This window comes from Paenibacillus sp. FSL W8-1187 (assembly GCF_037965485.1).
Classification (GTDB): Bacteria; Bacillota; Bacilli; order Paenibacillales; family Paenibacillaceae; genus Paenibacillus_O; species Paenibacillus_O pasadenensis.
In genome coordinates this window covers 4848990-4861557 of the sequence record NZ_CP150181.1, presented here as the reverse complement: position 1 = coordinate 4861557, position 12568 = coordinate 4848990, and the positions used below count along the sequence as shown (strand labels likewise).

The 12568-nt window shown below is 68.2% G+C and carries 14 protein-coding genes and 1 riboswitch; of the genes, 10 read left to right on the top strand and 4 right to left on the bottom strand.

Features of this window, described 5'->3' with window-relative positions:
- Positions 1–141: 141 nt before the first annotated feature.
- Positions 142–315: riboswitch (cobalamin riboswitch) on the top strand.
- Between the two features lie 172 nt (positions 316–487).
- From NYE40_RS21050 to NYE40_RS21035, 4 genes are all read left to right on the top strand, one after another.
- A complete protein-coding gene (locus NYE40_RS21050) occupies positions 488–1420 on the top strand; it encodes a DUF4430 domain-containing protein (RefSeq protein ID WP_156876706.1) in 933 nt (310 codons plus the stop codon).
- Positions 1420–2307, top strand: a complete 888-nt coding sequence (locus tag NYE40_RS21045; RefSeq protein ID WP_339278899.1) for an energy-coupling factor transporter transmembrane component T — start codon at positions 1420–1422, stop codon at positions 2305–2307. Before NYE40_RS21050 ends, NYE40_RS21045 begins: the two co-directional genes overlap by 1 nt.
- Positions 2280–4199 carry an ATP-binding cassette domain-containing protein gene (locus NYE40_RS21040; protein ID WP_043111211.1) on the top strand — a complete coding sequence of 640 codons (1920 nt, stop codon included), beginning with the start codon at positions 2280–2282 and terminating at the stop codon, positions 4197–4199. Before NYE40_RS21045 ends, NYE40_RS21040 begins: the two co-directional genes overlap by 28 nt.
- 85 nt (positions 4200–4284) lie before the next feature.
- Positions 4285–4914: an ECF transporter S component gene (locus NYE40_RS21035; RefSeq protein ID WP_028598657.1), complete on the top strand. Its 630-nt coding sequence runs from the start codon at positions 4285–4287 to the stop codon at positions 4912–4914.
- A gap of 215 nt (positions 4915–5129) precedes the next feature.
- Here NYE40_RS21035 and NYE40_RS21030 read toward each other — a convergent pair whose 3' ends face one another.
- Positions 5130–5303, bottom strand: coding sequence for a hypothetical protein (locus NYE40_RS21030; RefSeq protein WP_153784348.1), 174 nt, complete (start codon positions 5301–5303; stop codon positions 5130–5132).
- A gap of 94 nt (positions 5304–5397) precedes the next feature.
- Between NYE40_RS21030 and NYE40_RS21025 the strand changes: the two genes are divergently transcribed.
- The 4 genes from NYE40_RS21025 (at position 5398) to NYE40_RS21010 (ending at position 8405) form a co-directional block, all read left to right on the top strand.
- A complete protein-coding gene (locus NYE40_RS21025; RefSeq protein WP_052333161.1) occupies positions 5398–5988 on the top strand; it encodes an AAA family ATPase in 591 nt (196 codons plus the stop codon).
- Positions 5989–6055: 67 nt separating this feature from the next.
- Entirely contained in the window at positions 6056–6724 is a 669-nt protein-coding gene (locus NYE40_RS21020; RefSeq protein WP_028598658.1) for an alpha/beta hydrolase, read from the top strand.
- Entirely contained in the window at positions 6721–7887 is a 1167-nt protein-coding gene (locus tag NYE40_RS21015; protein WP_164820186.1) for a GNAT family N-acetyltransferase, read from the top strand. Before NYE40_RS21020 ends, NYE40_RS21015 begins: the two co-directional genes overlap by 4 nt.
- Positions 7884–8405 (top strand): DUF6886 family protein, encoded by a 522-nt coding sequence (locus NYE40_RS21010; RefSeq protein ID WP_028598660.1) that lies wholly within the window; start codon positions 7884–7886, stop codon positions 8403–8405. The genes NYE40_RS21015 and NYE40_RS21010 overlap by 4 nt, the downstream gene beginning before the upstream one ends.
- On the opposite strand, the gene NYE40_RS21005 is transcribed toward NYE40_RS21010, so the two are convergent.
- The 3 genes from NYE40_RS21005 to NYE40_RS20995 form a co-directional block, all read right to left on the bottom strand.
- On the bottom strand, positions 8372–9292 hold the full coding sequence (locus NYE40_RS21005; protein WP_028598661.1) for a LysR substrate-binding domain-containing protein: 921 nt from the start codon (positions 9290–9292) through the stop codon (positions 8372–8374). The two genes, NYE40_RS21010 and NYE40_RS21005, sit on opposite strands and share 34 nt — an antisense overlap.
- Before the next feature lie 24 nt (positions 9293–9316).
- Complete coding sequence (locus NYE40_RS21000; RefSeq protein WP_028598662.1) at positions 9317–9868, bottom strand: GNAT family N-acetyltransferase; 552 nt, start codon at positions 9866–9868, stop codon at positions 9317–9319.
- A 78-nt stretch (positions 9869–9946) separates the two neighbouring features.
- A complete protein-coding gene (locus tag NYE40_RS20995; protein ID WP_028598663.1) occupies positions 9947–10504 on the bottom strand; it encodes a dihydrofolate reductase family protein in 558 nt (185 codons plus the stop codon).
- Between the two features lie 193 nt (positions 10505–10697).
- Between NYE40_RS20995 and NYE40_RS20990 the strand changes: the two genes are divergently transcribed.
- Together NYE40_RS20990 and NYE40_RS20985 are read left to right on the top strand one after the other, a co-directional pair.
- Positions 10698–11402: an O-methyltransferase gene (locus tag NYE40_RS20990; protein WP_043111212.1), complete on the top strand. Its 705-nt coding sequence runs from the start codon at positions 10698–10700 to the stop codon at positions 11400–11402.
- A 265-nt stretch (positions 11403–11667) separates the two neighbouring features.
- Positions 11668–12156: a hypothetical protein gene (locus tag NYE40_RS20985; RefSeq protein ID WP_028598664.1), complete on the top strand. Its 489-nt coding sequence runs from the start codon at positions 11668–11670 to the stop codon at positions 12154–12156.
- The last annotated feature ends 412 nt before the right edge of the window (positions 12157–12568 follow it).

Below are 12568 nucleotides of genomic sequence, written 5' to 3'. Positions count from 1 at the left end.
TAAGCATGTGCAAAAAAAACGTCTGGCAGGGCTGGGGCGTGCGGCATCCTTTCATTATCTTTTTGGCCGCGATCTGCTACAATGGAGGCTGATTAGAGTCGCGAGCGGCTCCGGCAGCGCCGGGGCCGAGCGATCAGCCGACGGGCGCTTGCCGGAGCCGATCCACCTTCCGGAAGCTTAATAGGGAAGCCGATGCGAGTTCGGCGCGGTCCCGCCACTGTAGCGCCGAGCGGCCGCCCGCTCCACTGCGATCCGAGAGAGGAGAGCGGGAAGGAGGGCGGTCCCGCGATGAAGCGAAGCCAGGAGACCTGCCCGCCGGCGCAAGACCGGTCTTGCCCACGAGGATGGGAGGATGCCGGCCGCCGCGCGTCCGCTTCCATCCGCGAAGCCGGCCATGAGGCAGCTTTTTCGGCATCTTTCCGCCAGCGGCGGGAGGATGCTTTTTATTTTCCGGACGTCCGCGTCCGGCGGCAGGGAGATGCATGGGATGCACAGCTTCAGCGAGTGGTTGAAACGAAAGCGCAAAGCCCTCGGCGCGCTCGCCGCCGTGCTCGTCGTGGCCGGCACGGCCTGGCTGTATGCCGGCGCGGCCGGCAGCGGAGACGGCGGAGGCCGGCTGGCCGAGCGGCAGCAGGCGGAGCCGGACGGCGGGGTCGCGGCGGAGCGCCAGCCGCCGGATGCGGGAGCCGGCGGCGAGGCCGGCACGGCGGCGAGCCCGGACGGCGGCAGCGCGCAGCCGGCGGCGAGCGCCGAGCCGGGCGCTGGCGGCTCGGCGGGGCCGCAGCCGTCCGCCGGAGCGGCGGAGCCGCCGACGGGCGGCGGCACGGGCACGGCGCAGCCGTCCGCGACGCCGGCGGCAGGCGGCAGCGGCGGAGCCTCGCCGCCAGCGCCTGCGGGCAGCGCGGCAACGTCTCCGCGGCCGGCCGCCTCGCCGGCAGCGCCGCCAGCGGCGGGGGCGTCGCCGTCCGCCGCGCCGGCGAGGACGGCGCCGCCGCCCTCAGGCGCCAAGCCGGGCGGCGGCTCGGCTGCGGCCAGCCCGGCGGCGAAGCCGTCTCGGGCGGACACGGTGTCTTTGAGCGTGACGGGCCCGGCGGAGACGGGCGCGATCTTGTCCAAGCAGGCGATCGCGGTCGAGAAGGGCGACACCGTGCTGGACGTGCTCAAGAGGGCGACGCGCGCGGCGAAGGTGCAGATGGAGTACAGCGGCGAAGGGGCGGGGGCGTACGTGAGCGGCATCGGCAACGTGTACCAGTTCGATGAAGGACCGGGCAGCGGCTGGCTGTACAGCGTTGGCGGCGAGTTCCCGAGCAAGAGCGCCGGCGCGGTGAAGGTGGAGCCGGGCGACGTCATCGAGTGGCGGTACACGCTCGACTACGGCGACGATCTCGGCGCGCCGAGCGCCCAGCAGGGCGGCGGCTGATGGTTTTCGGCTTCGCCAGCCTGCATCCGCGCGTCTCTTTCGCCTACTTCGCGCTGCTGCTGCTCTGCTGCATGCTGCTGAGGCACCCGGTGCTGCTCGCGGCGACGCTGGCGGCGGCGCTGCTGCTGAACCTGTCGCTGGACGGCGGCCGCAGGCTGCGCCGGAGCCTGCCCGCGTATCTGCTGATCGCGCTGCTCGCCGCCGTCGCCAATCCGCTGTTCTCCAGCCGCGGTGAGACGATCCTGTTCTATCTGCGCGACCGTCCGGTGACGCTGGAGGCGATCGCGTACGGCGGACTGTCGGCGGCGGCGCTGCTGAGCCTGCTGCTCGTCTTCACGGCGTTCAACCTCGTGCTGGACTCCGGGCGTCTGCTGCGCCTGCTCGCGCCGGTCGCTCCGCAGACGGCGTTCGCGGTGACGGTGTCGATGCGCTTCGTGCCGCTGCTGACGCGCCGGCTCGGAGAGATCCGGTCCGTGCAGCGGGCGCTGGGCGACCTGCCGGAGGGCATGGGCCGCCGCCGCTACCTGCGCGAGGGGATGGAGACGCTGCATGCGCTCGTCGCCTGGTCGCTCGAGGAGGCGCTGCAGACCGCGCTGTCGATGCGCGCCCGCGGCTACGGCATCGGCCCGCGCAGCAGCGCCGACGTCTCGCGGCTGGACGGCCGGGACTGGGCGTTCCTATGGGTGCTGCTGCTGCTCGGCTGCAACATCATCATCGGACGCGCGTCGGGCGTCCATGCCTATGAGGCGTACCCGCGGCTCGAGCCGCTGCAGGAGACGCCGCTCGGCTGGGTGCATCTGGGCTGCTATCTGCTCTTTCTGGCGCTGCCCGTCCTCATGAACGGAAAGGAGAGGCTGCATTGGCGTCTTATCAGATCGAAGATGTAAGCTTCCGCTACGCCGGCTCGGCGGAGCCGAGGCTGGAGGACGTGCGCCTTTCCATCGGGGAAGGCGAGTTCGTGCTGCTCTGCGGGCCGTCGGGCTCGGGCAAGACGACGCTGCTGCGCCAGCTCAAGCGCGAGGCCGCGCCGGCGGGCGAGCGGACGGGCGCCATCCGCTACGCCGGCGAGCCGCTGGAGGCGCTGGACGAGCGCCGCTCCGCCGAGGAGATCGGCCTGGTGTTCCAGGATCCGGACAGCGGGATCGTCATGAGCACGGCGTGGCAGGAGCTGACGTTCGCGATGGAGAACCTCGGCTACCCGGCGGCGGCGATCCAGCGGCGGCTGGCGGAGCTCGTGCCGTTTTTCGGCATCGAGAGCTGGCTGCATCGGGATGTCGGCGAGCTGTCGGGCGGGCAAAAGCAGCTGCTCAGCCTGGCGTCGGTCATGACGCTGCGCCCGCGCGTGCTGCTGCTCGACGAGCCGACGGCGCAGCTCGATCCCGTCGCCGCGCGCGAGTTCATCGGGCTGATCGCCCGGCTGAACGAGGAGCTCGGTTTGACGGTCGTCATCTCCGAGCACCGGTACGAGGATCTGTTTCCGCTGGCGAGTCGCGTCGTGCTGCTGCGCGAGGGCCGCGTCGCGGTCGACGCGCCGCCGCGCGAGGCGGCGCTGGCGATCTGGCGCGAAGGCCGCGCCGAGTCGGCTCGCGTGCTGCCGTCGGCGGCGCGGCTTTGCCTCGGCGCGGAGCCGCTGGCGCCGTCGGCGGAGCGAGTGCCGCTGACCGTGCGCGAGGGCCGCGCCTGGCTGCGCGATGCGCTGGAGCGCCTCGGGCCGGAGCTCGGCCGCGGTCGAGGCGGCGGGCCGGCGGCGATGGCGGCCGAGCGCGCCGGCGCCGCCGCTTCGGCGGGGGCCGCCCCGAGCGGGGACTCAGCCTCCGCTGCTCCCGACGAGCCTCCGCTGCTGGAATGCCGCGACCTCGTCTTCGCCTACGCCAAGGACGAGCCGCTCGTGCTCTCGCGGCTGTCGCTGCAGGTGCGGCGCGGCGAGTGGATGGCATTGTTCGGCAGCAACGGCGCCGGCAAGTCGACGCTGCTCAAATGCATCGCCGGCGCGCTCGAGCCGCAGCGCGGCCGCATCCTGCTCGGCGGCGAGCCGCTCTCCGCCGGCAGCTCGCTGCGCAGCCTGCTGCGGCTCCGCAAAGGCTCCGGCGAGCCGCCGCAGCGCGGCCTGGCCGCGCCAGACGCGCGTCCGGCAGGGCGAAGCGGCGGGGCTGCCGGCGCCGACGCGGACGCTGCACGCGGCCCCGGCTCGCCGGACGCCAGCGCCTTGGCGGGGCGCGAGCCGTCCCGCGGCGCGGCCTCCTTGCGCCGCCGCATCGGCTACGTCGCGCAAAATCCGCTGCTTTATTTCACCCGCGATACGGTCGGCGCCCAGCTCGAGGACCGGCTGCGCCGGCTCGGGCTGGAGGAGGCCGCCTCGCCGCTGGCGGAGCTGGAAGCGCTGCTGGAGCTGGAAGGGCTGCGCGGCCGGCATCCGTACGACATCAGCGGCGGCCAGCAGCAGAAGCTGGCGCTGCTGCTCGTGCTGCTTGGCGAGCCTGAGCTGCTGCTGCTCGACGAGCCGACCAAAGGGCTCGATCCCGAGTCCAAGCATCGTCTCGCCGGTCTGCTCGGCCGCATCCGGGAGCGCGGCACGACGCTGCTCATGGTCAGCCATGACGTCGAGTTCGCCGCCGCCCATGCCGACCGCTGCGGGCTGCTGTTCGACGGGCGCATGGCGGGACTGCAGCCGACGCGCGCGTTCATGAGCGACAACTACTACTACACGACGTCGGTCCGGCGCGTCGCCGGAGAGCTGCTGCCGGAGCTGCTGACGCTGAAGGATCTCGGCCATGCCTAAGCGCTCCGCGGAAAGAAGCTCGTCGCTGCACAGCTCCGGCATGGGCGGAGTCTACGCGCTCTGCCTGCTCGGCGCGCTGGCGCTCATGGGGCTGGCGATGTGGCGGCGAGAGCTGTATTTGCCGCTCAGCCTGGCGATGATCGCGCTGGCGATGCTGCCGTTCTTCATCCGCTTCGAGCGGAGGAAGCTGCGGGCGGAGGAGCTGCTGCTCGTCGCCATGCTCGGCGCGATCGCGGCGGTGAGCCGCATCCCGTTCGTCGCGCTGCCGAGCGTGCAGCCGGTATCGTTCATCGTCATCATGGCGGCGCTCGTGTTCGGAGCCGAGTCCGGCTTTCTCGTCGGCGCGATCGCCGCGATCGTCTCCAATCTGTTCCTCGGCCAAGGCCCGTGGACGCCGTGGCAGATGTTCAGCTGGGGCATGATCGGCTTCACCGCCGGGCTGCTGCGCCATACCCGACTCATGGGCAGCGCGTGGGGCAGGGCGGCGTTCGGCTTCGCCTGGGGCTTCCTGTTCGGCTGGGTCATGAACCTGTGGGGGCTGCTCGGCTTCATCGGCGACCTGAGCTGGCCGGCGATCGCCGCCTCGTATGCGGCGAGCTTTCCGTTCGACCTGGCGCATGCGCTCAGCAACGTCTTTTTCCTGATGCTGTTCTCCGGCATCTGGCTGAGGATTCTTGGCCGCGCCAAGCGCAAATACGGGCTGCTCGATCCGTAGCGGCAGGCCGCAGGCACGCTGCAGACTTGGGCCGCATGCCGCATCAATCCCCTAATCAGGACCGAAAACGGCCCTGGACGAGCCGCCCTGCGCGCATCGCTTTTCCGCCGCGAGCGCAAGCGCAACCGTAAAAAACCGTTTCCGGCCGCGAGTGGCGGGGAAACGGTTTTTCGGCGTTCCAGGCGCGGCCGAGCCGCCGAAGCATGGGCTCAGCGCTAGAGCTTATACCCGAGCGAATCCAGCAGCCAGTTCAGCGAGATGATCGCGACGGCCAGATGAAGCAGCAGCACCAGCCAATCCTTGCGGGACATCTTCAAGTCCTGGACGAAGCTGTAGACGGCCCAGACGAGCAGCACCAGATAGGAGAGCTGAAGCAGGATGGTCGGCATTCGTCATTTCCCCTCTCGGCAAGTTGTGGAAGCGGACTTGCTGGTATAGCATATGTGGAGACGACGAGCGATAGGACGAAGGAGGAAAGAAAATGTGAAAGCGCTTGCGATCGGCATCGCCGGAGGAACCGGCAGCGGCAAGACGACGCTGGCCCGCTGGCTGCAGGAGCAGCTGTCGGGCTCCGGCCGGAGCCTCGAGGTCCTGCAAATGGACCGCTTCTACAAGCCGGTCCGCCCGCTCGGCAAGGGTCCTTTTTCCGATGCGGCCTACGAAGACTTCAACACGCCCGAGGCGGTCGACTGGGGAGCGGTGTCCGCCCGTCTCGACGAGGCGCTGGAGAAGAGGGACGCCGTCATCGTAGAAGGCTTCCTCGCCTTTCACGACGAGCGGCTGCGGGAGCGATTCGACCTGCGGGTATTCGTCGACTGTCCGTCGGACGAGCGGCTCGCCCGCCGTCTGGCCAAGTTCAAGCCCGGGCGCTACAGCCAGGAGCAGCTCATCCGGGAGTATCTCGACCTCGTCCGTCACCGTCACGACCTCTATGTCGAGCCGACCCGCTGGCATGCCGATCTCGTGCTGAACGGCTCGGCTTCCGGCGGACGGGGAGCGGCGGTGCTGCTGGAGTGGATGGAGGAGGAGCTGCGGAGGCGGCCGACGAATTCCACCAGAACGAAGGTGGAGTAGCGATGATTCCGCGATGGTGCCGCCATGCCGGCTTCCATGTGACCACCACGAAAAGGAGGGCATCTTCATGGAAAAGAAATGGATCCACGCTCCGTCCGCTTGCGGGACGGAAATCCGCTGCCGCCTGGTCCGGCAGGAAGGCGGAGGCAGCCGCTCGTTGGCCGTCCTGTTTCCCGGCCGCGGCTACTCCTGCGACATGCCGGTGCTTTATTATGCCGGGAAGTCGGCGATGGAGGCGGGCTACGACCTCTTGAACCTGGAATACGGCTACCAGGCGGCGCGCCGGGAGCCGAAATCATTCGAGGAAATGACGGCAGCCGCGAGCGCCGACTGCGCGGAGGTGCTGCGGCCGCTGCTGGAGCGGTATGACCGCCTCGCCTTCATCGGCAAAAGCATCGGCACCGTCGTCTCCGGCCTGACGCTGGAGGCGCTGAAGGAGGAGGGCAAAGAAAAGGAAATCCGCCATCTCTTCCTCACTCCGCTCGCCCAGACGATCCCGTTCATGCTGCAGTATGGCGGACTTGCCGTAGCCGGCACGAACGATCCGGCCTTCGGCCCGGAAGAGCTGCGCCGCATCGAGGCGGCCGAAGGAATCGAGCTGCTGCAGCCCGAGGGAGCCGACCACGCGCTCGAGACCGGCGAGGCCGGACAGTCGCTGGACATGCTGCGCATGGTCTTGGCCGGGATGGAGTCATGGCTGCGTCGAGGCGCGGCGGGAAGCGGGGAGCGAGCGTGAGGCGGAGAAGGCACAGAAGCGGCGATGCGCAGGCCGTAGTCGAGCTGCACGCCGAGCTGTACGGACGGGAGCGGGGCTACGACGACTCGTTCCGAGCGTTCGTCGAAGACAGCGTGAACGGATTGGTCGGCCGGGACGATCCTCGGGAGGCGTTATGGATTGTGGAGTCCGGAGACCGCCATCTCGGGTCGATCTGCCTCAAGAAAGCGGACGAGTCGACCGCTCAGCTGGGCCTTTTTCTCCTTCATCCGGATGCGAGAGGCACAGGGCAGGGAAGGCGGCTGCTGGAGGAGGCGCTTCGTTTCGGCGTGGAGCAGGGGTATCGCAGCGTCATGCTGTGGACGAATTCGGAGCTCGTGCAAGCCCGATCCTTGTATGCCTCCTTCGGCTTCGAGCGGGTCGAGGAGCGGGTGGCGTTCCTGTCCGGTCGGGAGATGACGGAGGAAAGATGGGAGCGGAGCCTCGAAGCGCCGATCGGGGGCGATTCCGCGTTCAAGCCGACCGCCAGTCCCGATCCGTCCCCGGCCGCGGACCCGGCCGCGGAAACGGTCATGGACCCGGCTGCGGAAACATTCATCTACCTCATCCGCCATGCGGAATCGGCCTACCGCCATGGCGAGGAGCGCAGCCGCGGCTTGACCGATGCCGGCCGGGCGGAGGCGCGGCGAGTCGCGGATCGGCTGCGGTCAAGGCCGATTCGGGCCGTCTATTCCAGTCCGTACGAACGGGCGCTCCAGACGGTGCGGCCGCTGGCCGAGACGCTCGGCATCGGCGTCGTCGAGCTGGAGCCGCTGCGGGAGCGGGCGATGGCGGACGAGTCCGCCGCGCTGTCGTGGGCGGAGGTGCAGGAGGCGATGCGGCGTTCGTTCGAGCAGCCGGAGCTGGCTTTGCCGGGCGGCGAGTCGCTGCGCGAGGCGCAAAGGAGCGTCGCGGCAACAGCAGCGAGCCTGCTGCGCGCGCATCCGGGCGAGTCGATCGCCCTCGGCACGCATGGCCGGATCATGGCGGCGCTGCTCGCTCATTATGATCCGAGCTTCGGCTTCGACGCCTGGCAGTCGCTGTCGATGCCGGACGTGTACCGCCTGACGTTCCGGGACGGCCGCTTCGCCGGAATGGAGCGGATCTGGAGCGACGGCGAGGGCGAGCCGGAGCCCCGCCCATGAAGCTCTATCATTTCAGCGAGGAGAGCGGCATCGGCGCGTTCCGCCCGCGGGTGAAGGCGAACCGGACCGAGCTGCCGCCGGTCGTGTGGGCGATCGACGAGGAGCGCGAGTTCACGTTCTGGGTGCCGCGCGCCTGCCCGAGGATCGTCTACTGGAGGAGCGAGGACATGGCGGCGGAGGACGAGCGGCGCTTCTTCGGCGCCACGTCCGCGCCGGCGGTCATGACGGTCGAGACCGGCTGGCTGGAGCGCATCCAGACGACGGCGCTGTACCGCTACGAGCTGCCGGCGGACGGCTTCGAGCGGTTCGACGAGATTGCCGGCTACTACATTTCCCGCATGGAAAAAATCCCGTCCTCCGTGACCCGGATGACGGGACTGCTGGAAAGGCTGGCCGCCTCCGGCATCGAGCTGCGCCTGACGCCAAGCCTGCATCCGCTGCGCGAAGCGCTGCTCGGCTCCTCCGTGACGCGCTTCGGCATCCATCAGTTCGGCAACGCCTCGCCGCCTTCTCCTTGAATGCCGCTGCCGCGGATCAGCTCGGCCAAGGCGGCAGCCGCCGGAGGCAGCGGCTCGCCGCGCCGGGTGCAGAGGGCGATGCTGTTGTGCAGCCGCACGCCCTCGACCTCGACGCGGCTCAGCTCGCCTCGCCGCACGGCGTCGCGCACGACGAGCGAGGAGACGAAGCTGGCCCCGTACCCGGCCGCGACGGCGCGGATCGACTCATGCAGGCCGTTGAACTGCAGCGAGATCGTCGGCTCGGGCACGCTGTGCGTCCGGCACAGCGCCAGCAGCCGCTCGCGGGTCGAGCTGCCCGGCTCGCGCTGCACGAACGGCTCGGCGACCATCCGCTCCAGCGGCACCGTCCGGCCGGCGTAGCGATGATCGGGAGAGACGACGAACCAGAGCTCGTCGCGAAAAAGCTCCTCCGAGCGGATGTCCGCCGGATGGACCTCGGGCAGGCCGCCGTACAGCGCCAGGTCGACCTCCACGGCGAGCAGCAGCCGCATCGCCTCGCTCGAGTTGGTCGTCCGCACGCTCAGCTCGACGTCGTCGTACCGCTGCCGGAAGCGGGCGAGCCAGGCCGGGAGCAAGTAGTTGGCCGGCAAATAGGTGGCGGCGAGCCGGATCTGGCCCAGGCTGCCTTCAGCGTAGCCGTGCGCCAGCCGCTCGATCTGCTGCTCCACGGCGAACAGCCGCCGAGCCAGCTCGTCGACCTGCCGGCCGGCGTCGGTCAGCCGGATGCCGCGTCCGTCGGGCTCCAGCAGCCGGACGCCGAGCTCGCCTTCGAGCTTGCGGATCTGCGACGTAATCGCCGGCTGGCTGATGCGCATCCGCTCGGAGGCGCGGGTGACGCTGCCGGTATCGGCGACATGGCGGAACAGGCGCAGCGCGTGCAGGTTCATTCGATGGAAGCCCCCTTTGCTTGCTCACGCCTCTCCGAAGCGCGCATCGAACTCATGGCGCAGCATGCCGTAGATGAGCTCGTCGTGCCGGCGGCCGTTCGTGAAGATCTGCTCGCGCAGCCGAGCCTCCAGCTGGAAGCCGAGCGCTTCCTGGAAGCGCATCGACGCCTCGTTGAAGGCGTACACATGGGCGGTCGCCTTTTCGTAGCGGAGCTCGTGAAAATAATACCGGAGCAGCAGGCGCACCGCCTCCGTCGCGTAGCCGCTGCGCCAATGCGGTCGGAACAGCGCGATGCCGTAGCGGAAGCTGCCGTCGCGCGGCTCGCAGTGATGCGCGTCCAGGCTGCCGACGAGCTCGCCCTCCAGCGTCTCGACCGCGAGCGAGATGTTGTCGCCTTGCGGCTCCTCCTCGGCTTTCTTTTCCGCCCAGCGGCGAGTGCCCTCCTCCGAGCGGGGGAAGTACACCGCATCCGCCGCGCGCGCTCCTTCGGAATCCAGGTCGTTGTCGTGAAAAAGCTCCCAGTCCTCCGGCTCGATCGGCCTCAGCCGAACCTTGCTTCCTTGCCAGATGTACATCGTCGCACCGTCCTCTCGCCGTAGCATTCGACTCCACGCGGTCGATTCCTGCCGCGCCCGGGCGGGCCTTTCTTGCGGCTACTGCTCCGGCTGGCGGCGGTAGATGAGCTGGACGACGCCGGAGGAGAACGTCTTCGCTTCGATCAGCTCCAGCTCCAGCCGCTGCTTCATCTCCGTGAACAGCGGCTTGCCTGCTCCGAGCGCGACCGGATGGACCGACAGCCGGTATTCGTCCACGAGCCCTTGCTCGATGAACGTGGCGATCAGGCCGGCTCCGCCGTACAGCCAGATGTCTTTCCCCGGCTTCCGCTTGAGCTCGGCGACCTTCTCGCCGACGGAGTCATGGATGTAGACGGCGCCGCGAGCGGCCTTGTTCCGGTTCGTCGAAAAAACGTACTTCTCCTTGCTGTGGACGGCCGTCCACAGCTCCTTCTCGCTCGGCGCCGCGTCGTCCGACGGGGCATGCTCTCCCCAGAGCTCGTAGCTTTTCCTTCCATACAGGATCGTGTCGATCCGATCCAGGAACGCCAGGAACTCCATGTCGGGGTCCATGATGCACCAGTCCGTCTCCCCTTGCTTGCCTTCGATGAATCCGTCCAGCGTCACGGCCAGATCGAGAATGATGTTGCGTCCCATGGGCTCAGCTCCTTTTTGGATTGAGCTTGATCATAAGCGAGGAATAGGACATCTTTCGGCTTATTCCAGCCTGCTTTATTCATTACTTTCAATTATGGATCTCTTCTAATCTTATATTATACTTATCGATTGCGTTCGCATACCCTAGAGACATGAAGCCGGCTTCAACTCGGAGTCAAGGGAGAGGGCATGCATGAAACGAATCTGGAAGGATGTCGACCGTTACCTGGAGGAAAGGCTGTGCGGAAGCGAGCCGGAGGCCGAGGCGCTGGACGCGGCGCTGCTGGCGAACCGCGAGGCGGGACTGCCGGCGATCGACGTCTCCCGCAGCCAAGGCAAGCTGCTGCAGCTGCTCGCGCGTTTGAGCGGGGCGCGGCGCGTGCTGGAAATCGGCACGCTCGGCGGCTACAGCACGATCTGGCTGGCGGGAGCGCTGCCGGCGGACGGACGGCTGATTACGCTCGAGCTGGAGGCGGAGCATGCCGAGCTCGCCCGCGGCAACCTGCGCCGCGCCGGGCTGGAGCGGCTCGTCGAGGTGCGGCAAGGAGCGGCGCTGGACAGCCTCGACGAGCTGATTGCCGATGGGGAAGAGCCGTTCGACTTTATTTTCATCGACGCCGACAAGCCGAACAATCCCGTCTATCTGGAGCGGGCGCTGAGGCTGTCCCGTCCGGGAACCGTCATCATCGCCGACAATATCGTGCGAGGCGGGGAGGTCGTCGACGGCAAGAGCACGGATCCCCGCGTGCAGGGCATCCGCAAGTTCCTGGAGCAGCTGGGCGCGGATCGCCGGCTGTCGGCCGCGGCCTTGCAGACGGTAGGCGGCAAAGGCTACGACGGCTTTGCGGTGGCGATCGTGAACGGGCTGGAGCAGGACAGGAGCCTTCTCGACGCATGAAGCGGCGGGGCGGCTCGCGTGGGCGGCAGCGGGAAGTCGAAGCGTCCGCTCGGACGTCCGGGCGACGGACGCACGGCGACGACCGTTAGCGGCGTCAATGTATCGGTGCGTTGACTGTTCATGGCGCGAATGGCGGGTCGTTCTTCCTGTTCGCTCGCAACATCCATGCCCCCTTCACCCGATCCCGCCGCAAGATTCTCCAATGCCTCGCCGGATGGTACAATGAACAACGTTGAAATCGTTCATTTAAGGGGCTGGGAAAGGCATGAACAAGCACTATGAGCAAGTCAAGGAGTTCCATGCGGCGTTCGGAGCGCCGGTGGCGGCAGCGCCGTCGATGGCTGCCCGGGGCGAAGGAGACGCTGTAGCCCAAGCGGCTGCGGCGACTGAAGAGCTGGCGGGGCGAATGAAGGCCGCCTCCTTGCGCGGCGAAGGCGGCAGAGCGCTGGCGCGGGCGTCCTGGATGGCCGAGGAGCTGGCTGAATTCCTTGCCGCCGAGACAGTCGAGGATCAGGCGGACGCGCTGATCGACCTGATGTACTTCGCGCTCGGCACCTTCGTCGAGATGGGCGTGGAGCCGCAGCGGCTGTTCGAGATCGTGCATGGAGCCAATATGGCCAAGCTCGGTCCGGACGGCAAGCCGATCTACAACGAGCAGGGCAAGGTCGCCAAGCCGGCGGGCTGGCAGGCGCCCGAGCCGCAGCTGATCGCCGAGATCGAGCGCCAGCGCGAGCGTGCGGGCTCGGTTGGCTGAAGCGGGAGGATAGGTGAGGACGCCAAAAAGCGGAGCCGGCAGCGGCTCCGCTTTTTGGCGTTCCCGCCCGCCGAGGGACTGCGGGAGATGGGCGGTGCGCCCCATCCTTGGAAATTCATCCTGACCCTAATGATACCTGGAAGCGCTATTCGGCGTTTTAGAAGGCTTTTTCGCAGCCAACGATACGGAGGAGCGCTATTTTGTCGAAAAAGCGGATTTGGGAGCGAATTTCGCAGCAATAAGGTCTGTCCGTATCGTTACCATTCCATTCGGCGCAAATCGGACGGAATAAGGTCTGTGAGTATCATTAGCTTGCGGAGCAGGCGTACGGAAACGACCGCCTCGCTCGTCGCGATAGGCAGGTCCGGCGGCACGGCGGGGCCAGCGGCAGGTCCAGCGGCGAGCCTGGTCG

Bases quoted from the DNA above. Each gene is read 5' to 3' on its own strand.
- NYE40_RS20990 (WP_043111212.1), top strand. From the start codon at position 10,698: ATGAAACGAATCTGGAAGGATGTCGACCGTTACCTGGAGGAAAGGCTG.
- NYE40_RS20985 (WP_028598664.1), top strand. From the start codon at position 11,668: ATGAACAAGCACTATGAGCAAGTCAAGGAGTTCCATGCGGCGTTCGGA.
- NYE40_RS21030 (WP_153784348.1), bottom strand. From the start codon at position 5,303: ATGCCGACCATCCTGCTTCAGCTCTCCTATCTGGTGCTGCTCGTCTGG.
- NYE40_RS21035 (WP_028598657.1), top strand. From the start codon at position 4,285: ATGGGGCTGGCGATGTGGCGGCGAGAGCTGTATTTGCCGCTCAGCCTG.
- NYE40_RS21005 (WP_028598661.1), bottom strand. From the start codon at position 9,292: ATGAACCTGCACGCGCTGCGCCTGTTCCGCCATGTCGCCGATACCGGC.
- NYE40_RS21000 (WP_028598662.1), bottom strand. From the start codon at position 9,868: ATGTACATCTGGCAAGGAAGCAAGGTTCGGCTGAGGCCGATCGAGCCG.
- NYE40_RS21010 (WP_028598660.1), top strand. From the start codon at position 7,884: ATGAAGCTCTATCATTTCAGCGAGGAGAGCGGCATCGGCGCGTTCCGC.
- NYE40_RS20995 (WP_028598663.1), bottom strand. From the start codon at position 10,504: ATGGGACGCAACATCATTCTCGATCTGGCCGTGACGCTGGACGGATTC.
- NYE40_RS21020 (WP_028598658.1), top strand. From the start codon at position 6,056: ATGGAAAAGAAATGGATCCACGCTCCGTCCGCTTGCGGGACGGAAATC.
- NYE40_RS21050 (WP_156876706.1), top strand. From the start codon at position 488: ATGCACAGCTTCAGCGAGTGGTTGAAACGAAAGCGCAAAGCCCTCGGC.
- NYE40_RS21045 (WP_339278899.1), top strand. From the start codon at position 1,420: ATGGTTTTCGGCTTCGCCAGCCTGCATCCGCGCGTCTCTTTCGCCTAC.